Annotated in this window: 20 protein-coding genes; 12 read left to right on the forward strand and 8 right to left on the reverse strand. The window is 70.4% G+C overall.

What is annotated here, in order from left to right; all coding sequences use genetic code 11:
• Window positions 1-63: 63 nt before the first annotated feature.
• A complete protein-coding gene (gene asnB / locus KZJ41_RS16775) occupies window positions 64-1,989 on the forward strand; it encodes an asparagine synthase (glutamine-hydrolyzing) (protein ID WP_050035371.1) in 1,926 nt (641 codons plus the stop codon).
• Between the two features lie 63 nt (window positions 1,990-2,052).
• On the opposite strand, the gene KZJ41_RS16780 is transcribed toward asnB, so the two are convergent.
• Both KZJ41_RS16780 and KZJ41_RS16785 read right to left on the reverse strand, forming a co-directional pair.
• Window positions 2,053-3,024, reverse strand: coding sequence for a carbohydrate kinase family protein (locus KZJ41_RS16780; RefSeq protein WP_006947778.1), 972 nt, complete (start codon window positions 3,022-3,024; stop codon window positions 2,053-2,055).
• 137 nt (window positions 3,025-3,161) lie between these two features.
• Entirely contained in the window at window positions 3,162-3,512 is a 351-nt protein-coding gene (locus tag KZJ41_RS16785; RefSeq protein ID WP_029544238.1) for an iron-sulfur cluster assembly accessory protein, read from the reverse strand.
• A gap of 145 nt (window positions 3,513-3,657) precedes the next feature.
• Between KZJ41_RS16785 and KZJ41_RS16790 the strand changes: the two genes are divergently transcribed.
• On the forward strand, window positions 3,658-4,323 hold the full coding sequence (locus tag KZJ41_RS16790) for a DUF3043 domain-containing protein (protein WP_006947776.1): 666 nt from the start codon (window positions 3,658-3,660) through the stop codon (window positions 4,321-4,323).
• 21 nt (window positions 4,324-4,344) lie between these two features.
• On the opposite strand, the gene KZJ41_RS16795 is transcribed toward KZJ41_RS16790, so the two are convergent.
• Window positions 4,345-4,563 carry a hypothetical protein gene (locus KZJ41_RS16795; RefSeq protein ID WP_072635456.1) on the reverse strand — a complete coding sequence of 73 codons (219 nt, stop codon included), beginning with the start codon at window positions 4,561-4,563 and terminating at the stop codon, window positions 4,345-4,347.
• A gap of 134 nt (window positions 4,564-4,697) precedes the next feature.
• Here KZJ41_RS16795 and cobT point away from each other — a divergent pair, with 134 nt between their 5' ends.
• Both cobT and KZJ41_RS16805 read left to right on the forward strand, forming a co-directional pair.
• Window positions 4,698-5,801, forward strand: a complete 1,104-nt coding sequence (cobT, locus tag KZJ41_RS16800) for a nicotinate-nucleotide--dimethylbenzimidazole phosphoribosyltransferase (RefSeq protein WP_006947774.1) — start codon at window positions 4,698-4,700, stop codon at window positions 5,799-5,801.
• Between the two features lie 53 nt (window positions 5,802-5,854).
• The gene (locus KZJ41_RS16805; protein ID WP_006947773.1) at window positions 5,855-6,607 is read left to right on the forward strand and encodes an adenosylcobinamide-GDP ribazoletransferase; all 753 of its coding nucleotides are present in this window, start codon (window positions 5,855-5,857) and stop codon (window positions 6,605-6,607) included.
• Between the two features lie 71 nt (window positions 6,608-6,678).
• Here KZJ41_RS16805 and KZJ41_RS16810 read toward each other — a convergent pair whose 3' ends face one another.
• Together KZJ41_RS16810 and gcvT are read right to left on the reverse strand one after the other, a co-directional pair.
• On the reverse strand, window positions 6,679-7,782 hold the full coding sequence (locus tag KZJ41_RS16810; RefSeq protein ID WP_029544241.1) for a branched-chain amino acid aminotransferase: 1,104 nt from the start codon (window positions 7,780-7,782) through the stop codon (window positions 6,679-6,681).
• 33 nt (window positions 7,783-7,815) lie between these two features.
• Entirely contained in the window at window positions 7,816-8,916 is a 1,101-nt protein-coding gene (gcvT, locus tag KZJ41_RS16815) for a glycine cleavage system aminomethyltransferase GcvT (protein ID WP_251549317.1), read from the reverse strand.
• Between the two features lie 73 nt (window positions 8,917-8,989).
• Here gcvT and KZJ41_RS16820 point away from each other — a divergent pair, with 73 nt between their 5' ends.
• The 6 genes from KZJ41_RS16820 (at window position 8,990) to KZJ41_RS16845 (ending at window position 16,209) form a co-directional block, all read left to right on the forward strand.
• On the forward strand, window positions 8,990-10,498 hold the full coding sequence (locus KZJ41_RS16820) for a leucyl aminopeptidase (protein WP_251549319.1): 1,509 nt from the start codon (window positions 8,990-8,992) through the stop codon (window positions 10,496-10,498).
• Window positions 10,499-10,755: 257 nt separating this feature from the next.
• The gene (sucB, locus tag KZJ41_RS16825) at window positions 10,756-12,504 is read left to right on the forward strand and encodes a 2-oxoglutarate dehydrogenase, E2 component, dihydrolipoamide succinyltransferase (protein ID WP_251549321.1); all 1,749 of its coding nucleotides are present in this window, start codon (window positions 10,756-10,758) and stop codon (window positions 12,502-12,504) included.
• 110 nt (window positions 12,505-12,614) lie between these two features.
• On the forward strand, window positions 12,615-13,505 hold the full coding sequence (locus KZJ41_RS16830) for a TIGR01777 family oxidoreductase (RefSeq protein ID WP_161995714.1): 891 nt from the start codon (window positions 12,615-12,617) through the stop codon (window positions 13,503-13,505).
• 46 nt (window positions 13,506-13,551) lie between these two features.
• Window positions 13,552-14,334, forward strand: coding sequence for a lipoyl(octanoyl) transferase LipB (lipB, locus tag KZJ41_RS16835; RefSeq protein WP_006947767.1), 783 nt, complete (start codon window positions 13,552-13,554; stop codon window positions 14,332-14,334).
• 68 nt (window positions 14,335-14,402) lie between these two features.
• The gene (lipA, locus tag KZJ41_RS16840; RefSeq protein ID WP_006947766.1) at window positions 14,403-15,413 is read left to right on the forward strand and encodes a lipoyl synthase; all 1,011 of its coding nucleotides are present in this window, start codon (window positions 14,403-14,405) and stop codon (window positions 15,411-15,413) included.
• A gap of 55 nt (window positions 15,414-15,468) precedes the next feature.
• Entirely contained in the window at window positions 15,469-16,209 is a 741-nt protein-coding gene (locus KZJ41_RS16845) for a DUF4191 domain-containing protein (protein WP_029544250.1), read from the forward strand.
• Window positions 16,210-16,287: 78 nt separating this feature from the next.
• Here KZJ41_RS16845 and KZJ41_RS16850 read toward each other — a convergent pair whose 3' ends face one another.
• The gene (locus KZJ41_RS16850) at window positions 16,288-16,764 is read right to left on the reverse strand and encodes an RDD family protein (RefSeq protein ID WP_029544252.1); all 477 of its coding nucleotides are present in this window, start codon (window positions 16,762-16,764) and stop codon (window positions 16,288-16,290) included.
• A 213-nt stretch (window positions 16,765-16,977) separates the two neighbouring features.
• On the opposite strand from KZJ41_RS16850, the gene glnA reads away from it, so the two are divergent.
• Window positions 16,978-18,414, forward strand: a complete 1,437-nt coding sequence (gene glnA / locus KZJ41_RS16855) for a type I glutamate--ammonia ligase (RefSeq protein WP_006947761.1) — start codon at window positions 16,978-16,980, stop codon at window positions 18,412-18,414.
• Between the two features lie 137 nt (window positions 18,415-18,551).
• Here glnA and KZJ41_RS16860 read toward each other — a convergent pair whose 3' ends face one another.
• Together KZJ41_RS16860 and KZJ41_RS16865 are read right to left on the reverse strand one after the other, a co-directional pair.
• Window positions 18,552-19,712, reverse strand: a complete 1,161-nt coding sequence (locus tag KZJ41_RS16860; RefSeq protein WP_029544255.1) for a hypothetical protein — start codon at window positions 19,710-19,712, stop codon at window positions 18,552-18,554.
• Window positions 19,713-19,725: 13 nt separating this feature from the next.
• Window positions 19,726-20,652 carry a metal-dependent hydrolase gene (locus KZJ41_RS16865; RefSeq protein ID WP_006947759.1) on the reverse strand — a complete coding sequence of 309 codons (927 nt, stop codon included), beginning with the start codon at window positions 20,650-20,652 and terminating at the stop codon, window positions 19,726-19,728.
• A gap of 246 nt (window positions 20,653-20,898) precedes the next feature.
• On the opposite strand from KZJ41_RS16865, the gene KZJ41_RS16870 reads away from it, so the two are divergent.
• Complete coding sequence (locus tag KZJ41_RS16870) at window positions 20,899-21,549, forward strand: TetR/AcrR family transcriptional regulator (protein WP_251549323.1); 651 nt, start codon at window positions 20,899-20,901, stop codon at window positions 21,547-21,549.
• Window positions 21,550-21,599 lie beyond the last annotated feature (50 nt).

Below are 21,599 nucleotides of genomic sequence, written 5' to 3' on the forward strand. Positions count from 1 at the left end.
TCCCTGCTGCGGCAACATCCCGGGGGCCGAATCCATCCCAACCGGAATGAGGTATCGGACGCCGTGTGCGGACTGCTCGGGTTACTGACCACTGACGGCACCAGCGACGACGCCGTCGCCAGGGTCGACTCCGCGATGCACTGCCTGCGTCATCGCGGACCGGACGAGCACGGCACCTGGCACGACGGCGACCTGGTCTACGGGTTCAACCGGCTGTCGATCATCGACATCGCGCACTCGCACCAGCCGCTGCGGTGGGGCCCGCCGGAGTCCCCGGAGCGCTACGCCCTGACCTTCAACGGTGAGATCTACAACTACGTGGAGCTGCGGGCCGAGCTGGCGGAGAAGTACGGGGCGCAGTTCGCCACCGAGGGGGACAGCGAGACCATCGTCGCCGCGTACCACTACTGGGGCACCGAGGCGGTGCGACGGCTGCGGGGCATGTTCGCGTTCGCGATCTGGGACACCGAGACGCGCGAGCTGTTCCTCGCCCGCGACCCGTTCGGCATCAAGCCGCTGTTCCTCGCCACGGGCACCGGCGGCACCGCGTTCGGCAGCGAGAAGAAGAGCCTGCTCGAGCTGGCCGATCTGATCGGGATCGGCACCGAACTCGACCCCCGCGCCGTCGAGCACTACACGGTGCTGCAGTACGTTCCCGAGCCGGAGACCCTGCACAAGGAGATCCGGCGGCTCGAGTCCGGCTGCTACGCCCGGGTGCGCCCGGGGGGCCGGCCGGAGATCACGCGCTACTTCGAGCCGACGTTCCCGGTCCGGCCCTTTGCCGCAGGCCGCGAGCGCGACCGGTACCGGGAAATCGCCGAGGCGCTCGAGGATTCCGTCGCCAAGCACATGCGTGCCGACGTGACGGTCGGGTCGTTCCTGTCCGGCGGCATCGACTCCACGGCCGTCGCGGCGCTCGCGATGCGGCACAATCCGAACCTGATCACGTTCACCACCGGGTTCGAGCGCGAGGGCTACTCGGAGGTCGACGTGGCGGCCGAGTCCGCCGCCGCGATCGGCGCCCGCCACGTCGTCAAGGTCGTCTCCCCCGCCGAGTTCGCCGCGGCGATCCCCGAGATCGTGTGGTATCTGGACGACCCCGTCGCCGATCCCGCGCTGGTGCCCCTGTGGTTCGTCGCCAAGGAGGCCCGCAAGCACGTGAAGGTGGTGCTCTCCGGGGAAGGTGCCGACGAGCTGTTCGGCGGCTACACCATCTACCGCGAGCCGCTATCGCTGAAGCCGTTCGAGTACCTGCCGAAGCCGTTGCGGCGCGCGGCCGGGAAGCTGTCCGAGCGCATCCCCGAGGGCACCCGCGGCAAGAGCCTGCTGCATCGCGGGTCGATGACCCTCGAGGAGCGGTACTACGGGAACGCCCGCAGCTTCAACGACGCGCAGCTGCGGGCGGTGCTGCGCGACTTCCGTCCGGAATGGACGCATCAGGACGTCACCGCACCGATCTACGCCCGCTCCGCCGGCTGGGATCCCGTCGCGCGGATGCAGCACCTCGACCTGTTCACGTGGCTGCGCGGCGACATCCTCGTCAAGGCCGACAAGATGACGATGGCGAACTCGCTGGAGCTGCGGGTGCCGTTCCTGGATCCCGAGGTCTTCCGCGTCGCCTCGCAGGTGCCGCTGGATCAGAAGATCACGAAGAACACCACCAAGTACGCGCTGCGCCAGGCCCTCGAGGATATCGTCCCGCCGCACGTGCTGCACCGCGCGAAGCTCGGCTTCCCCGTGCCGCTGCGGCACTGGCTGCGCGGCCCGGAGCTGTTCGAGTGGGCCCGCGCCGTGATCGCCGAGTCGGGCACCGAGCACCTGCTGGACAAGGCGGCCGTCGGCCGGATGCTCGACGAGCACCGCGAGGGCCGCGTCGATCACAGCCGCCGGCTGTGGACGGTGCTGGTGTTCATGATCTGGCACGGCATCTTCGTCGAGCAGCGCATCGTGCCGGACATCCAGGAGCCGGCCTACCCCGTCGAGGTGTAGGGCCGCTACGCGGCCGGTGTGTCCTTTGGGCGGTGGGAACCGCCCGAAGGACACACCGGCCGATCACGGCAGGATCGCGGCGATCTCGTCCGCGGCCGTCTGCCCGTACGCGACCGCCAGCCGCTTGACCGCGTCGGGACGGTCGAAGGTCCATTCCTGGGTGCCGGTCGTCTCGAGCACGAGCACCGCGACGAGCGAGCCGAGCTGGGCGGCACGCTCGAGACTGAGGCCCGCGCGGTGTCCCAGCAGGAAGCCCGCCCGGAATGCGTCGCCGACGCCGGTGGGATCCACCTTGGCCCGCTCGGGCACGACGCCGACGTGAATCCGGTGGCCGTCCCGTTCGACGATCTCGACGCCGTGGCCGCCGAGCGTGGTGACGCGCAGACCGACCATTGCGCGGATCTGCTCCTCGGTCAGGCCGGTCTTCTGCTGCAGGAGCCCCCACTCGTACTCGTTGGTGAACAGGTAGGCGGCACCGTCGATCAGCCGGGCCGCCTCGTCGCCGCTCAGACGGGCGAGCTGCTGGGACGGGTCGGCCGCGAACGGCATGCCGAGCTGTCGGCACTCGTCGGTGTGCCGGGCCATCGCCTCCGGGTCGTTCGCGCCGATCAGGACCAGATCGACCCCGTGCGCCCCGGTCACGTCGGCAAGGGAGATGTCCCGGGCCTCGGACATCGCGCCGGGATAGAACGAGGCGATCTGTGCCATCGCCTCGTCGGTCGTGCACACGAAGCGCGCGGTGTGCGCGGTCTGCGACACGTGCACGGGGTCGCAGTTGACGCCGTTGCCCTCGAGCCACGCACGGTACTCGGCGAAGTCGGCGCCGACCGCCCCGACGAGCACCGGCGACCCGCCGAGCACACCCATCGCGTAGGCGATGTTGCCGCCCACGCCGCCGCGACGGACCACCAGGTCGTCGACCAGGAAGCTGAGCGAGATGTGGCTGAGCTGGTCTGCGACGAGCTGCTCGGCGAAGCGTCCGGGGAAACGCATGAGGTGGTCGGTGGCGATGGAACCGGTCACGGCGATGGTCACGTGGCTGGGCCTTTCAGCGAAGGACTGGGACCGATCTCACGCTACCCGCACCCACCCGCACAGCACTGCGACCCCGACGCGAGTGCGCGTCGGGGCCGCAGTGCGGACCGCGTCCTTCGGACACGGGCGGACTTACGTCAGTTGAACGAATCGCCGCAGGCGCAGGAGCCGGTGGCGTTCGGGTTGTCGATCGTGAAGCCCTGCTTCTCGATCGTGTCGACGAAGTCGATCGACGCGCCTTCGACGTAGGGGGCGCTCATGCGGTCGACGGCGAGAATGACGCCGCCGAAGTCGCGGGTGAGGTCACCGTCGAGCGTCCGGTCGTCGAAGAACAGCTGGTAGCGAAGGCCCGCACACCCACCCGGCTGCACGGCGATGCGCAGCGAGAGGTCGTCGCGGCCCTCCTGGTCGAGCAGCGCCTTCGCCTTGGCGGAGGCGGCCTCGGTCATGGTGACGCCGTGAGTGGCGGTCTCTTCCTGCACAGTCATGGGCGCTCCCTAGTCTTTCGTGTTCCAACCCGGTTGCCTCAACGGTACCGCGCGCGCATCTATTCCTCATGCGCGCCTCGGACCGCACGCGGGCCTGACCGGGGGCGATTTTCCGGCCGGGACGGTTTTCCCATAGCCTGGAGGGGTGAAGTTGCTACGCCGCGGCGGTTCCGACGAATCCGACAACGGGGACCTCGGCGCGTCCGAGTCCGTCGCCGACCCGCAGTCCGAGGGCGGCAAGGGAACGACCGGCAAGGGTCGTCCGACCCCGAAGCGCCGAGAGGCCGAGGCCCGCCGGCGTGGTCCCGTCGCTCCGGCTCCGTTGACCGCCAAGGAAGCCCGGGCGCGCCGCAAGGCCGCCAAGCAGTCCCTCTCCAAGGAGGAGCGCAAGGCGCAGTCCGCGGAGCGCCGCGCCGCCGCCGGCGAGCGCCGCACCCGCATGCTCGCGGGCGAGGAGAAGTACCTGCTGCCGCGCGACAAGGGGCCCGTGCGGGCCTACGTGCGCGACCTGGTGGACAGCCGCCGCAACCTCGTGGGCCTGTTCATGCCCATGGCGCTGGTCCTGATCATGACGATGTTCCTCGGGCCGGTGGTCCAGCAGTACGTGACGCTCGCGATGTTCGCGATGATCGTGCTCATGGTGATCGAGGGGATCTACCTCGGCCGCCTCGTGAACAAGAAGGCCCGGGCCCGCTTCCCCGACACCACGGAGGGCGGCTTCGGCCTGGGGTGGTACGCGTTCGTGCGAGCCTCGCAGATCCGCAAGCTCCGGGCGCCGCTGCCGCGGGTTTCCCCCGGCGACGCCGTCTGACCGCGCGGGCCTGCGCACCGGTCAGTGGTGCGGTGCTCGGCGCGCATCGATCGTGCTGCGCACCCAGCCGGCCGACGGGTCGCCGCACAGGAGCGACGACGGATCCTGCGGCCGGAAGTGGTTGTGGCGCCACCAGGCCCGCGTCACCCACCGCGGGGCGGGGCGGGAACGGGCCCGCGCGAGTTCGAGGCCGGCGACGAGCGCGGCCAACACGAGGACGATCACGACGACCTGGCTCATGACGGACAGTCTGTCGCCGGTGCAACGCCCGAGACAGTGGCAGCAAAGCCATCTACCGTCGATTTTCTGCCACGGCGCGGGTTGATAGCGTCCAGCGGTGGCTTCGACCTCCGCCACTTCGTGAAAGGTGCCCCGTGAGCAGCGAATCCGTCCACTCCGCCGACGTCGTCTTCCCGCCCGTCGTCGCCCCCGACCGGGAGGTCCGCCGGCGCGCCGACGCCCGGCAGCGCGATCTCACCAAGCCTGCCGGTTCCCTCGGCCGGCTGGAGGAGCTGGGGTGCTGGGTCGCGTCCTGCCAGGGGCAGGTACCGCCCCGCCCGTTCACCCGTCCCCGGGTGGTGGTGTTCGCCGGCGATCACGGTGTGGCCCGCGGCGGTGTCTCGGCGTATCCCCCCGAGGTGACCGCTCAGATGGTCGCCAATTTCCTCGCCGGCGGCGCCGCGGTCAACGTTCTCGCCGCCACCGCCGGCGCCGGGGTCCGGGTGGTGGACATGGCCGTCGACGGGGACACGGATCCGGCGGTTTCCGCACACAAGGTGCGCCGGTCGAGCGGCTCCATCGACCGGGAGGACGCGCTCACCGAGGAAGAGACCCTCCAGGCGATCACCGCCGGGCGAGCCGTCGCCGACGAGGAGGTCGATGCGGGAGCCGACCTGCTCGTCGCGGGTGACATGGGGATCGGCAACACCACCCCCGCGACGGCGCTGATCGCCACGCTCACCGGCACCGAGCCCGTCGCGGCCGTGGGACGCGGCACCGGCATCGACGACGCCGCCTGGATGCGCAAGGTCGCCGCGATCCGCGACGCGATGCGCCGCGCACGGCCCCACGCCCGCAACCCGGTGGCGCTGCTGCGCACCGCGGGAGGCGCCGACCTCGCCGCGATGGCCGGGTACCTCGCGCAGGCGTCGGTACGCCGGACCCCGGTCGTGCTCGACGGGGTCGTCGTCACCGCCGCGGCGCTCGTCGCCGAGGAACTCGCCCCGGGAGCCCGGGACTGGTGGATCGCCGGGCACCGCTCCACCGAACCGGCCCACACGCTGGCCCTGCGGCACCTGAATCTGGATCCCCTCGTCGACCTGGGGATGCGTCTCGGCGAGGGCTCGGGGGCGGTCGCCGCGCTGCCGATCCTGCACGGCGCGGTGGCGGTCCTCACGAACATGGCGACGTTCGCCGAGGCCGGCGTGAGCACCCGCGACGAGGACGCCACGCCGGGCGCCGATCCGCGCGACGACTGATGCGTGGCATCGCCCTGCAGCGACTGATGCGTGGCATCGCCCTGCGGCGACCGATGCGTGGCATCGCCCTCGCCCTCTCCTGGCTCACCGTGCTGCCGGTTCAGGGACCGGGGCGCATCGATCGCGGCGCCGGGGGCGCGGCTATCGCCGCGGCGCCGGTCGCCGGCCTCGTGCTCGGTCTCGGGACCGCAGGCGTGCTGTGGGCGGCGGTCGCCGCCGGCTGCACTCCCCTGCTCGCGGGCCTGATCGGGGTGGGGTTCCTAGGCCTCGCGACGCGCGGCATGCACCTCGACGGCCTGTGCGACACGGCCGACGGGCTCGGCTGCTACGGACCGCCGGAGCGGGCTCGTGAGGTGATGAAGTCGGGCGGCGCCGGACCATTCGGGGTGGCCACCCTGGTGGTCGTGCTCGGTGCGCAGGCCGCCTCGTTCGGGGCGCTCGCCGACGCGCGATCCTGGCCCGCCGTGATCCTCGCCGTCACCGCCGGCCGGGTCGCGGTCGTCCTCGCCTGCCGCCGCGGCGTGGCCGCAGCCCCGGGCAGCGGGTTCGGTGCCCTGGTGGCGGGGACACAGCCGCTCGGGGTGGGCGCCCTGTGGGCCGGCGTCGCGCTCGTCGCGGCGGCCTGGTGCGTGCCCGGCTCCTGGTGGGCCGGCCCGGTGACGGTGGCCGTGGCGCTCGGTGCTGCACTGCTGCTGGTGCGGCACTGCGTCCGCCGGTTCGGCGGCCTCAACGGCGACGCGCTCGGGGCCGGCCTCGAGACGACGGTGACGATCGTGGCCGCGGCGCTGAGCGCGGCCGTCGCGTAGGCCCGGCCGAGCCGGGCGCAGTGCAGGGCCCGGCCGAGCCGGGCGCAGTGCAGGGCCCGGCCGAGCCTGGCTCAGCGCAGGGTGGTGAGCCAGCCGTGGGTGTCGGCGAACGTCCCCCGCTGGATGCCGGTGAGGGTGTCACGCAGGGCCATGGTGACCTTGCCGGGCTCGCCGTCGGCCACGGTGAACTCGCCGTCCCGGCTCTTGACGGTGCCGACCGGGGTGATGACCGCCGCGGTGCCGCACGCGAAGACCTCGGTGATCTCGCCGGTGGCGACCTTCGACTCCCATTCCTCCACCGAGATCTTGCGCTCCTCCACCTCGAGGCCGGCGTCCCTGGCCAGGGTGAGCAGGGAGTCGCGGGTGATGCCGGGCAGCAGTGAGCCGGACAGCTCCGGCGTCACCAGCCTCGCGTCGGCGCCCGATCCGAAGATGAAGCACAGGTTCATGCCGCCCATCTCCTCGATGTAGCGGCGCTCGACGGCGTCGAGCCACACGACCTGGTCGCAGCCCTGCTCGGTGGCCTGCGCCTGCGCCAGCAGCGACGCGGCATAGTTCCCGGAGAACTTGGCGTCGCCCGTGCCGCCCGGCGCGGCCCGCACGTACTCCTGCGAGATCCACACGCTCACCGGCTTGACGCCGCGGGGGAAGTACGCGCCGGCCGGGGAAGCGATCAGCATGTACCGGTACTGGTTCGCGGGCCGCACGCCGAGACCGGCTTCGGTGGAGAACATGAACGGCCGCAGATACAGCGACTCCTCGCCACCGGCGGCGGGCACCCATTCGTGGTCGGCCTCGACCAGCTCCGCGATCGAACGGACGAACAACTCGTCCGGCAGCTCGGCCATGGCCAGGCGCCGCGAGGACCGGCGCATCCGTTCGGCGTTGGAGTACACGCGGAAGGCCGCGATGCTGCCGTCGGGCTGCCGGTAGACCTTCAGACCCTCGAAGATCGCCTGCCCGTAGTGCAGCACCATCGCGGCCGGGTCGAGCTGCATCGGGCCGTACGGCTGGACGGTGGCGTCGTGCCAGCCGCGGCCCTCGGTGTAGTCGATCGTGACCATGTGATCGGTGAAGTACCGGCCGAACCCCGGATCCGCCAATATCTCTCCACGCCGCTCCGCGGAGGCGGGCGAGGGGTGCGGAACGTGGGCGAATTCGAGGACACCGGTCATGACCGTTGATCCTATCGAACCGCCCGCGCCGCCCTACTTGGTGTGGTCGGGGACGAACGGTGGGACGACCACCCGGGCGCGCAGGGCGCGTCCCCGGACGTCGACCGCGACCTCGTCACCGGCGGCCAGGCCCGCCGCCGTATCGAGGAGCGCCAGCGCGATACCGACCTTGAGTGTCGGGGAGAACGTGCCGGACGTGGTCTCCCCCACCGTGTTTCCGTCGCGCAGCACCTTCAGGTCCGGCCGCAGCACGCCACGGTCGAGCGCCTCCAACCCCCACAGCCGTCGCGCGGGACCGGACTCCTTCTCCGCGACGAGCGCCGCACGTCCCCGGAACGCCGGCTTGCTCCAGCCCACCGCCCAGCCGCAGCGGGCCTGCAGGGGCGAGATCGCCTCCGACAGCTCGTGCCCGTGCAGCGGGTAGCCCATCTCGGTGCGCAGAGTGTCGCGGGCCCCGAGCCCGGCAACCCGACCGCCGGCGGCACGCACGGCGTCGGCCAGCGCCCGGAACAGCGCCTCGGCGTCGGCCCAGCGCGGCACCAGTTCGAAGCCGCGCTCACCGGTGTAGCCGGTGCGGCACACGCGGACCGGCACGCCGTTCCACTGCGCGTCCACGAAGCTCATGTAGCCGAGGTCGGTGGGCAGCCCCAGCCCCTGCAGGACAGCTTCGGAGGTCGGTCCCTGCACGGCGAAGACGCCGTGGTCGCGGTGCTGGTTCGTCACCGTCACGCCCTCGGGCGCGTTCGCGGCGAGGACGGCGACGACCGTGGCGGTGTTCGCGGCGTTCGGCACGAGGAACAGCTCCTCGTCGGAGACGTAGTAGACGATCAGGTCGTCGGTGACACCCCCGGACTCGGTACAGCAGAGGGTGTACTGGGCCTTGCCCGGGCCGATCTTGCGCAGGTCGTTGGTGAGCGTCGAATTGACGTAGTCGGCCGCGCCCGGACCGGCGACGAGGGCCTTGCCCAAATGGCTGACGTCGAACAGGCCCACGTTCTCGCGCACGGCGGTGTGCTCGGCGACGGTGCCGGCGTACGAGACCGGCATCTGCCAGCCACCGAAGGCCGCGAAGGTCGCACCGAGTTCGGTGTGGACGGCGTGGATCGGGCCCTGCAGCAGTGACTGGTCGCTCATGCGCCCCACGCTATCCCACCCCCCGGGATCATTAGCATCGGTGCCACGACCCCCTTCCCCCTAGGAGACGCCCGTGAGTGCCCTTTCGCCCACCCTGCCCGAACTCGTTCTCGCCGGAAGCGTTTCCAAGCGCGCGGACGTCCTCGTCATCGGCCTGACCGCAGGCGACGACGGTCCCGAGGCCCTGCTCGGCGACGGACTGGTCGACGAGGACGTCCTCGGCGGGCTGCTCGACGCCCTGCAGTCCGTCGGCGCCAAGGGCAAGGCCGAGGAGGTCACGCGGATCCCCGCGCCCGCCGCCCTGCCGGTCACCAGCGTGCTCGCCGTCGGGCTCGGCGCCGCCGGCAAGATCGACGCCGAACAGGTGCGCCGCTCCGCCGGCGCTGCGGCGCGCGCCCTCGCCGGCGCCTCCGTGGTCGCGACGACCCTGTCCGCCGTGGATCTCGGCGCCGCCGCGGAGGGCTTCGCGCTCGGCGCGTACACGTTCACCGAGTTCCGCACCGCGAAGTCGAACTCCGGCGACGCGCAGCCCCCCGCCCGGATCGAGCTGCTCGTCGCGTCGCCGCGCGCCCGCGAGGTCAAGGCCGCGCTGGCCCGGGCGACGGCCGTCGCCGAGGCGGTCGCCACCGCCCGCGAGTTCGTCAACACCCCGCCGAGCCACCTGTTCCCGGCCGAGTTCGCCGACCGCGCGCAGGCGCTCGGCGCCGCCGCCGGGCTGCGGGTCGAGGTTCTGGACGAGAAGGCGCTCGAGCAGCAGGGCTACGGCGGCATCGTCGGGGTCGGCAAGGGGTCGTCGCGCCCGCCGCGGCTCGTGCGGCTGAGCTACTCCGCCAAGAAGCGCAAGGCCCCGAAGGTGGCGCTCGTGGGCAAGGGCATCACGTTCGACACCGGCGGCATCTCCATCAAGCCGGCCGCCGGGATGGAGAACATGACGTCCGACATGGGCGGGGCCGCGGCGGTGGTCGCGACGGTCGTGCTCGCCGCGAAGCTCGGGGTGGCGGCAGACGTGACCGCGACGGTGCCGATGGCCGAGAACATGCCGTCCGCGACGGCACAGCGTCCCGGCGACGTGCTCACCCAGTACGGCGGCACCACCGTCGAGGTGATCAACACCGACGCCGAGGGTCGTCTCATCCTTGCCGACGCCATCGTCCGTGCCTGCGAGGACGAGCCCGACTACCTGATCGACACCGCGACGCTCACGGGCGCGCAGATGGTCGCCCTGGGGACGCGGACGCCGGGCGTCATGGGCACCGACGAGTTCCGGGACCGTGTCGCAAGGCTCTCGCACGAGGTGGGCGAGAACGGGTGGGCGATGCCGCTGCCGGCCGAGCTGCGCGCAGACCTGAACTCCCGGGTGGCCGATCTGGCCAACGTCACGCCGCACCGGTGGGGCGGGATGCTCGCCGCCGGCCTGTATCTGAAGGAGTTCGTCGCCGAGGGCGTGCAGTGGGCCCACATCGACGTGGCCGGGCCGGCTTTCAACACCGGAAGCCCGTTCGGCTATGTCGGCAAGGGCGGCACCGGTGTGCCGGTGCGCACGCTGTTCGCCGTCATCGAGGACATCGCGGCCAACGGCTGATCCGTCCGGCGCGTCCCTGCCGGGCGGCAGGGACGCGCGGGCGCGCGTGACCCAACCCTCGTCGAACGCCGCGATTGGATCAGTGCAAGGATGGTCGAGGTCATACCCGGCATCGGGTGTGGTCTCAATCGAACACCGCAAGACACCGCACGAGACCGTGGCCTCGAGCACAATGGTCTGCGACCACACAATGGTCCGCGACCATCGGTCGGCACAACTCAACACACCCGAACACAACCGTCGAGGAGTCAACAGACATGGCCTTCTCCGTCCAGATGCCAGCGCTTGGTGAGAGCGTCACCGAGGGAACTGTCACGCGATGGCTCAAGCAGGAAGGAGACACGGTCGAAGTCGACGAGCCGCTGCTCGAAGTTTCCACGGACAAGGTCGACACCGAGATCCCCTCGCCCGCGGCCGGTGTGCTGGTGAAGATCGTCGCCCAAGAGGACGAGACGGTCGAGATCGGCGGCGAGCTGGCGGTGATCGGTGACTCCGCCGACGACGCGGGATCGTCCACCACCCCTTCTGCCGCCCCGACCGAGGAGGCGGCACCCGAGGAGCAGCCCACCCCCGAGCCCGAGCCGGAACCCGAGCCCGCTCCGGCTCCGTCCGGTTCCGACGCCGGCGCCGCCGAGGGCACCCCGGTCACCATGCCGGCGCTCGGCGAGTCCGTGACCGAGGGCACCGTCACCCGGTGGCTGAAGTCCGTCGGTGACGAGGTCGCGGTCGACGAACCCTTGCTCGAGGTGTCCACCGACAAGGTCGACACGGAGATCCCGTCCCCGGTTGCCGGAGTGCTCCTCGAGGTCAACGCCCAGGAGGACGACACCGTCGAGGTCGGTGGGCAGCTCGCGGTGATCGGATCGGGAACCCCGGCCGCGGCACCGTCGAAGCCCGAGCCGAAGCCGGAACCGAAGCCCGAGCCGAAGGCGGAACCGAAGCCCGAGCCGGCGAAGCAGGCGGCCCCCGAGCCGGTGAAGCAGCCCGCCCCGGAGCCGGTGAAGCAGGCCGCTCCGGCCCCCGCTCCGGCCCCCGCGGCCGAGGAGACCTCGGGTGGAGCCACGCCGTACGTGACACCCCTCGTCCGCAAGCTCGCCGCCGAGCACGGCGTCGACCTGTCGACGGTGTCCGGTACCGGTGTCGGCGGCCGCATCCGCAAGCAGGACGTGCTCGCCGCTGCCGAGGCCGCGAAGGCCCCCGCCGCCCAGGCGCCGGCGCCCGCCGCCAAGGCCCCGGCCGCCGCTCCGGCCGCGACCGCCGGTGTCCGTCCCGAGCTGGCCCACCTGCGTGGCACCACGCAGAAGGTCAACCGGATCCGCCAGATCACCGCGATCAAGACCCGCGAGTCCCTGCAGACCACCGCGCAGCTCACCCAGACCTTCGAGGTCGACGTCACCAAGATCGCGCACCTGCGGGCGCAGGCCAAGGCGACCTTCGCCGAGCGCGAGGGCGTCAACCTGACCTTCCTGCCCTTCTTCGCGAAGGCCGTCGTCGAGGCCCTCAAGGCGCACCCGAACATCAACGCCTCCTACGACGAGGACAAGAAGGAGATCACCTACCACGCGGCCGAGCACCTCGGCATCGCCGTGGACACGGAGCAGGGTCTGCTCTCCCCGGTGATCCACAACGCCGGTGACCTGTCGCTGGCCGGCCTGGCCCGCGCGATCGCGGACATCGCCAAGCGTGCCCGCAGCGGTGGCCTCAAGCCCGACGAGCTGGCCGGGGGCACCTTCACGATCACGAACATCGGCAGCCAGGGCGCCCTGTTCGACACGCCGATCCTGGTGCCGCCGCAGGCGGCGATGCTCGGCACCGGTGCGATCGTCAAGCGACCGGTGGTCGTCACCGACGAGGTGGGCAACGAGTCGATCGGTGTCCGTTCGATGTGCTACCTGCCGCTGACCTACGATCACCGGCTGGTCGACGGCGCGGACGCAGGCCGGTTCCTCACCACGATCAAGCACCGCCTCGAGGAGGCGGCGTTCGAAGCCGACCTGGGTCTGTGACCCACGGGGTGTAGCCCGGCACTCACCGGACCCGCAGCGGGGGCATCGTCACACCGACGAGGCCCCCGCTTCCGCGTTCCGATCCCCGCAGATGCGGGAGAATCTCCGGCATGCGCATCCTCGTGGCCGGCTCGTCGGGGCTGATCGGAACTGCCTCGGTCGCGTGGCTGCGGGCGCACGGCCACGAGGTGCGCCGCCTGGTGCGGCGTCCGCCGGGGGCGCCGGACGAGTGGTCCTGGGACCCGCGGACGGGGCGGGTCGATCCCGCGGCGCTCGACCGCGTCGACGCCGTGGTGAACCTGTGCGGGTCGAGCGTGGGTGCGCGGCGCTGGTCGGGCGCGGTGAAGCAGGAACTGCGCGACAGCCGGATCGTCCCCACCGACGTCCTCGCCGCCGCCGTCGCGGCCGCCGGGGTGCCGACGCTGGTCAACGCGGGCGCCGTCGGCTTCTACGGGGACACCGGCGAGACGGTGGTGGACGAACGCAGCCCTGCCGGGCAGGGGTTCGTGGCCGACCTGTGCCGCGACTGGGAGGCCGCGACGGCGCCGGCGCGTGAGGCCGGGGTCCGCACGATCGTTCTCCGCACCGGGATCGTGCTCGCGCCGCACGGGGGCATCCTGCGCCGGCTCGAGCCGCTGTTCCGGCTCGGGCTCGGTTCCCGGCTCGGCGACGGCCGGCAGTACATGTCGTGGGTGGCGCTCGAGGATGCGGTGGCGGCGGTGGGCTTCGTCCTCGGTCGCGGCGACATCGCCGGACCGGTCGATGTCACCGGGCCGGCCCCCGTGACGAATGCCCGGTTCACCGAGGCGCTGGCGCACTCGGTGCACCGGCCCGCGCCGTGGACGACCCCCGGTTTCGTGGTCGCCGCGGTCGCCGGGGAAATGGCGCGCGCACTGGTGCTCACCGGGCAGCGTGCCCTGCCGGCGGTGCTCGAGTCGACGGGCTTCGAGTTCCGGTACCCGACGATCGGTGCCGCCCTGGGAAACGCGCTCGCGTCCTGAAGTCACCTCTTCGCGAGGGCTCGCCGACGGCGTAGGGTCGTGGACTATGAGCAGCGCATCCTCCTCCGCCCGTTTCGATTCCGAACCCGTCGCGGTGGCGCACCTGGGGCTGATCGGTTACCTCGAGGCGTGGGAGCGGCAACGGGAGATCGCCGCCGACCGGGCCGAGGGCCGCGGCGTCGACACCCTGCTGTTGCTCGAGCATCCGCCCGTGTACACCGCCGGTAAGCGCACCGCCCCCGAGGATCGCCCCACCGACGGCACCCCGGTGATCGACGTCGACCGCGGGGGCAAGATCACCTGGCACGGTCCCGGCCAGCTGGTGGGCTACCCGATCATCCGGCTCGGCGAACCCATCGACGTCGTCGGCTACGTGCGGCGTCTCGAGCAGGCCCTGATCGAGGTCTGCACCGACCTCGGGCTCACGTGCGGCCGCGTGGACGGTCGCTCGGGCGTGTGGCTGCCGGCCGAGCTGCGCGACGGGCACTGGCTGCCCGAGCGCAAGATCGCCGCCATCGGGGTGCGGGTGCAGCGCGGGGTGACGATGCACGGGTTCTCCCTCAACTGCGACGCCACCCTCGACGCGTTCGACTCGATCGTCCCGTGCGGCATCCGCGACGCGGGTGTCACCTCGCTCACGGGTGAGCTCGGACGGGACGTCACCGTCGCCGAGGTGATGCCGGCGGTGACGGCGGCGGTGATCGACGCTCTCGACGGCCGCCTGCCGGTGACGGACCACGACATCGAGCGGGTGACGTTCGAACAGGCCGTCGGTGCCGAGCCGCCGCAGACCCCGCGGCCGGAGTTCACCACGGTGCGGTACGGCTGATCGCCGCCCGCCACGGCCGCGCCCCCAGGGTGGGTCCGGCCGGTACCGGCGGGCGTAGGATCGAGCCCGTGACTGTGGCCCCAGAAGGACGCAAACTGCTGCGGATCGAGACCCGAAACGCGCAGACGCCGATCGAACGCAAGCCGAACTGGATCAAGACCCGGGCGAAGATGGGCCCGGAGTACACCGAGCTGAAGGGACTGGTGCGGCGCGAGGGCCTGCACACGGTCTGCGAGGAAGCCGGTTGTCCCAACATCTACGAATGCTGGGAGGACCGGGAGGCGACGTTCCTCATCGGCGGCGAGCAGTGCACCCGTCGATGCGATTTCTGCCAGATCGACACCGGTAAGCCCGCCGAGCTCGACCGCGACGAGCCGCGCCGCGTCGCCGAGTCGGTGCAGGCGATGGGTCTGCGGTACTCGACGATCACCGGTGTCGCCCGCGACGATCTGCCCGACGGCGGCGCGTGGCTGTACGCCGAGACCGTGCGGCAGATCCACGAGCTCAACCCGGGCACCGGCGTCGAGAACCTCATCCCCGACTTCAACGGCAAGCCCGAACTGCTCACCGAGGTCTTCGAGTCGCGTCCCGAGGTCCTCGCGCACAACGTCGAGACCGTCCCCCGGATCTTCAAGCGCATCCGCCCGGCGTTCCGCTACCAGCGGTCGCTGGACGTGATCACCGCGGCCCGCGAGTTCGGCCTGGTGACCAAGTCCAACCTGATCCTCGGCATGGGTGAGACACCGGAGGAGGTCACCGAGGCGCTGCACGACCTGCACGCCGCCGGCTGCGACATCGTCACCATCACCCAGTACCTGCGTCCGTCGCCGCGGCACCATCCCGTCGAGCGGTGGGTCAAGCCCGAGGAGTTCGTCGCGCACTCGGAGACCGCCGAGGAGATCGGCTTCGCGGGCGTGATGGCCGGGCCGCTGGTCCGGTCCTCGTACCGCGCGGGCCGCCTGTACGCGCAGGCCATGGCACACCACGGTCGCGAATTGCCCGCCGCCCAGGCGCACCTGGCCGAGGGGGGCACAGCGGCCCAGGAAGCCAGCTCCGTGCTCGCTCGCCTCACGCCGTAGCCGTACCGGACCCGCGGTGGTGAAGGGGTCACCGCGGGGAAAGTATCCTGGGTGCATGGCGAAAGGCAGCAAACCCGACAAGGAAGCGAAGGCCGCGGCGAAGGCCGCGCGCAAGCAGGCGTCGAAGGAGCGGCGAACCCAGCTCTGGCAGGCGTTCCAGCTGCAGCGCAAGGAAGACAAGCTGCTGCTGCCGTGGATGATCGGCGCGATCGTCGTCTCCACCCTGGTGTTCTTCCTGATCGGGCTGATCTTCGGTATCGAGTGGTTCCTCCTGCCGGTCGGCCTGCTCGTGGGGGTGCTGCTCGCGTTCGTCATCTTCGGTCGCCGGGTGCAGAAAACGGTCTACGGCAAGGCCGAGGGCCAGGCCGGCGCGGCGGCGTGGGCGCTGGACAACCTGCAGGGCTCCTGGCGCGTCACGCACGCGGTGGCCGGCACCGCGCAGCTCGACGCCGTGCACCGCGTCATCGGCCGCCCGGGCGTGATCCTGGTGGCCGAGGGATCGCCGCAGCGCGTGAAAGCGCTTCTCGCACAGGAGAAGAAGCGGGTGGCGCGCCTCGTCGGCGACACCCCGATCTACGACGTCGTGGTCGGCAACGACGAGGGCCAGGTCCCGCTGTCGCAGCTGCAGAAGCACCTGTCCAAGCTGCCGCGCAACATCGACACCAAGCGGATGGACGCGATCGAGGGCCGGCTGGCCGCCCTGAGCACCAAGAAGACCGGCGCCGCGCTCCCGAAGGGTCCGATGCCGGCCGGCGCGAAGATGCGGAGCGTCCAGCGCACCATGCGCCGCCGCTGAGCCCCGCTCCGACGACGGGAGCCTGCACCCGGATCGACCCGGTGCAGGCTCCCGTTCCGCGTTTCGGGGGAGGGTGCGTCAGCGGGACCGTACGAGGGCCGTGCCGGTCGCCCGGTCCTGCAGGCCGCGGCCGTCGACGTCGGTGACGATCGCCGGCGCGATGAACACGAGCAGCAGCTGCCGCGCCAGGGCGCGAACCGGCCCCACTCGTGCGGGCGCGTCGACCCGGGCGACCTGGAGGCCGACCAGATACTGCCCCGGGGTGAACGAGAACAACGTCACCGTGAGCACCCCCACCACGAACCACACCAGCAGGGTGTAGGTGGACAGCTGAGGGTTCTCGAAGGGACGTTCGCCGACGATCGCGGTGGCGATACCGACGGAGGTGAACCAGTCGATCGCCAGAGCGCTCGCCCGCCGGCCGGTGCCCGCGAGCGCGCCCGGCCCCTCCTGGGGCAGGCCGAGCAACTGCCCGCGGTAGTCCTGGGCCTTTTCCTGCCCCTTGGGGATCGCCGCAGCGGGTCCGGAGAGCCAGCTGCCGGTCATACGTGCCATGCTGTCCAGGATAGGGTGCAACGAGCGGACCGGCCCGACCCCACGTGCACGCCGGTGACTTCTACCACAAAAGTAGTCCTCACGACACCGGAAGACGAGCTGTAACATCGGTGAAACATGGGATTGATGGTCGGGCAACACCAGCTCAATACGGTCTGTATCCGACGCAGACGCCCCATCCCCATGGCGCGCATTGACTGAAGGAGCACAAGCGTGGCGTTCACCTCGGCCGAAGAGGTCATCAAGTACATCGAGGACGAAAACGTCGAGTACGTCGATATCCGATTCAGCGACCTCCCCGGCGTTCAGCAGCACTTCTCGATTCCCGCGAGCGCGTTCACCAAGGACGTGTTCGAGGACGGCTTGGCGTTCGACGGCTCGTCCGTTCGCGGCTTCCAGTCCATCCACGAGTCGGACATGATGCTGCTGCCCGACGTCACCACCGCGCGCATCGATCCCTTCCGGGCCGCCAAGACGCTGAACATCAACTTCTTCGTCCACGACCCGTTCACTCGCGAGTCCTACAGCCGGGACCCGCGCAATGTCGCCCGCAAGGCCGAGGAGTACCTCGTCAGCACCGGCATCGCCGACACCGCGTTCTTCGGTGCCGAGGCCGAGTTCTACATCTTCGACTCGATCCGCTACGACTCGCAGATGAACGGCGCGTTCTACGAGATCGACTCGGTCTCCGGTTCGTGGAACACCGGCGTCGAGCTCAACGCCGACGGCAGCCCCAACCTCGGCTACAAGGTCCGCCCGAAGGGCGGCTACTTCCCCGTCGCACCGTACGACCACTACGTGGACCTGCGCGACGAGATCTCCACCAACCTGCAGAACGCCGGCTTCGAACTCGAGCGCGGCCACCACGAGGTCGGCACCGCCGGTCAGGCCGAGATCAACTACAAGTTCAACACGCTGCTCGGTGCGGCCGACGATCTGCAGCTGTTCAAGTACATCGTCAAGAACACCGCCTGGAAGCACGGCAAGTCCGTGACCTTCATGCCGAAGCCGCTGTTCGGTGACAACGGTTCGGGCATGCACGTGCACCAGTCGCTGTGGAAGGAAGGCAAGCCGCTCTTCCACGACGAGTCCGGCTACGCGGGCCTGTCCGACCTGGCGCGCTGGTACATCGGCGGCATCCTGCACCACGCGCCGTCGCTGCTCGCGTTCACCAACCCGACGATCAACTCGTACCACCGTCTGGTGCCGGGCTACGAGGCTCCGATCAACCTGGTCTACAGCCAGCGCAACCGCTCCGCCGCCGTGCGCATCCCGATCACCGGCAACAACCCGAAGGCCAAGCGCCTCGAGTTCCGCGCCCCGGACTCCTCGGGCAACCCGTACCTCTCGTTCGCCGCGCAGATGCTCGCGGGTCTCGACGGCATCAAGAACAAGATCGAGCCGATGGCCCCGGTCGACAAGGACCTCTACGAGCTCCCGCCGGAGGAGGCCAAGAACATCCCGCAGGCTCCCACCAGCCTCGAATCGGTCATCGACAACCTCGAGCGCGACCACGAGTACCTGACCGAGGGCGGCGTGTTCACCAGCGACCTGATCGAGACCTGGATCTCGATCAAGCGGGAGCAGGAGATCGCTCCGGTCAACCTGCGGCCGCACCCCTACGAGTTCCAGCTGTACTACGACTGCTGAGCCGGTTCCGCACGTAGTTCGTCACGAGTCCACCCGCCTTGCGATTCCGCAAGGCGGGTGGACTCGTGTCTACGGCCTCGTCGGCCGGAGAGCGCGACCTCCCCGCCGCCGGCCGCGCTCGGCGTGCGCCGAATCTGCTATCCGGCGTGCGCCGCGTCCCGCTCGTGCGCGGGCGATCTGTCGCCCGGTTCACCCCCTCGGCGGTGTGCGGTGAACGTGGCGGCGACGCACAGCAGTGCGACGACGAAACACGCCAGCGTGTACCACAGGTTTCCCACCGGATCTCCGGTGCTCGTCACGCCGTCGACGGCACGGAGGAAGTCGGGCAATGCGGTCGCCCAGAGGAACGCCATGACGCACAGGTACACCACGCTGTAGGCCTGGACGAAGCGGTTCGTGTAGGGAGGAACGTCCGGCTCGCCCCGCCGCAGCCGCACCCATCGGCGCACGAGCACCACGCTCGCGACGAGTGTGACGACGACCAGTTCCACCGCGTACAGCACTCCCCGGACCGTCGTGCTTCCCATGCCCAGGACCGTCGCCGGGAGCGGGAGGACGAACGTGCCCAGCGACGCCAGCAGGCCGATCACGACCGTGCGCCACACCAGCTCGAGACCGGAGAAGTGCCGGCCGCGGTCGACGTGGCGACCGACGAAGAACTGCACGCACAACGCGAGTGACATCGGCCAGAGCGCGGCGAACACCACCACACTCGGGAGCGGGACCGCATCGAACATGGGCTGGTTGACCGGATTCGTCACCGACCAGTGCCACCATCGCAACTGCGGTCCGAGGTGGTCGAAGATCTCGTAGAACGCGTGGTGAACGAAGCCCACGCAGACCGCACCGACGAGAACCCCGTAGCGCCGGAAAACGCCCAGCATTCTGACGATCTCGAAGGCCAGCGTGGCCATCAGCGGGTAGATCGCGACGATGTACAGCGGGAGCCGGCCCCACAGGAACTCCACCGTGAACACGTTGTGGGCGAACATCGTGTCCACGTGCTCCTCGATGCCGAATGCGGCGGGGAAGTACAGCGGTGGCTCGATGAGGAACAGGTAGGCGGTGGCGCCGAACCAGAGCACCAGGTTGGTGGGATCGCCGTGGCGACGCAGGCGCACGACGGCGAGCACGAGCGCGAGCACGGCACCGAACACGACGGTGACCTCGAGAACCGGAAGGGTCCAGTTCTCCAGGGCCGACGGGTTGCGGACCTCGACGAGGCCACCGGCCTCCTCGCACGAGAAGCCCAGGGACGTGGCGAGTTCGGCGAAGGTGGGTGAACACAGGTCGGTCATCGCTCCGGCCCCCCTACGATGCGACCGCGTCGGCGGTGTACCAGCGCGTGACGTCGTAGCCGTCCTCGTAGCGCCGGAACCACACGTCCGCGAGTGCCGGCAGCTTCTCGTGGGCCGGGTTGTGCTTCGGCAACTGGCTCCGGACGACTCCCGCCAGGGCGACGAGTTGCTCACCGAGCGGGAGATCGTCGAACGCGCGCGGCAGGGGGCCGTGGTCCTCCGCGTGCAGCAGCGGCAACCACGTGCGCAGGCGCTGCTTGCGCCGGTAGGACGCGAACATCGACAGAGCGTCGATCCTCCGGTCCGCCAAGGGAACATGCTCGTTGAAGCCCTCGCAGGCCAGCCGGATGACCTTCAGCACATGACGGAAGACCGACGGGGCCACGCGCATCCGGTAGATGTCGGAGCCGACGACGGAGTCGAAGACGACGAGCGCCGAACTCCGATGTTCGACCTCCTCGACGAAGTGCCAGATGAACAGCGACGCCACCCGGTCGTCTCCGGGCCGGAACAGGGCCGCCTCGTTGTCGAGCATCAGCTTGAACACCGGAGTGAAGGTCGCTTCGAGATCCGCGGTGTAGGCGAGCCGGTAGTTCAGCGAGGTCTCCGCGGTGAGCCGGTCGAACTCTCCGATGACGTCGTCGAGAGTCTCCCGGAGCCCCGGGTACTGCTTGATCAGGGCCCTGACGTGTTGGCGGTGCGCGGTCGAGTGCTGCCCCTCCTGACGCATGAACGCGTCCGCCTCCGCGGCGACCTCGGGGTCGGTGATCAGCGGCTTGGTCTGGAGAATCATCTTCACGATCATCTTCTCGAAGCCGATCGCCAGGAACGAGACCGCGTTGGCCATGCTCGAGAAGGCCGGATTCGCGTCGTTCCACAGGAAGGGCACGTCGTAGTCCTCGAACGCGAAGTTCATCTTTCGGATCTGCAGATCGGTCACGCGCTACCCCTCGTCGTCCGGAAATGGGCTGGGCCGGGGCCCCGCAGAGGCCCCGCGCCGCGGTGCCGTGATCATACATAGATCGACCAACACGTATGATGAGAACGTGTTATCGAAACCGTGGACGGCCCCGCGGGCGGCGGGCCACCCCGTGCTACCGTCGGTCGTTCGAGCGGACGGCCGACAGGCCCCACCATGCGGAGGGCCCGCCGTTCCGGATGCGGTGCGATCCGAGGAAGCGGAGCAGTGGCACGGAGACGCGGGTGGGGCGGCAGCCCACCGGAGAACGACGACGAAGCGTCCCGCCGGATCGTCTCCGCTGCAGTCGATCTGATCGGGCGTACGGGTTCCGTCATCAGCATCGCCGATGTCGCGGAGTCGCTGGGCGTCATCCGCCAGACGGTGTACCGCTACTTCCCCAGCGCGGATGCACTGATGCGGGCCGCGGCGATCGCATCGGTCGACGGATTCCTCGCTCGACTGACCCGGCACATCCGCGGCATCGAGGATCCCGTCGACGCGATGACCGAAGGCGTGGTCTACACCCTGGCCGAGGTACGCCGGACGCCGCATCTGGGCATCCTGCTCACGGGCATGTACTCGAACGTCCATCCCGACGGCCTCACCTCCGAAGAGGCACGCGAGTTCGGGATGACGATGATCAAGCGTTTCGACGTCGACTGGGAGCGCTACGGGTACGACGACGCGGCACTCCACGAACTCGTCGAATACGTGCTGCGCACGATGCAGTCGTTCTTCGTCTCCCCCGGCAACCCCCCGCGGAGCGACGACGAGCTGCGGCGCTATCTCCGACGCTGGATGGGCGCCGCGATCCTCGCCCAGTGCCCGACCGCGGCACGCGCCTCCTCCGGCGGCGTCCGAGACGACAGCGCGTGACGGGAACCGGCCCGGACCGGCGATCCCGGTGCGCCCGCCGGTGCCGATCG

This window comes from Rhodococcus sp. 11-3, from assembly GCF_023704055.1.
Lineage (GTDB): Bacteria > Actinomycetota > Actinomycetes > Mycobacteriales > Mycobacteriaceae > Rhodococcus > Rhodococcus aetherivorans.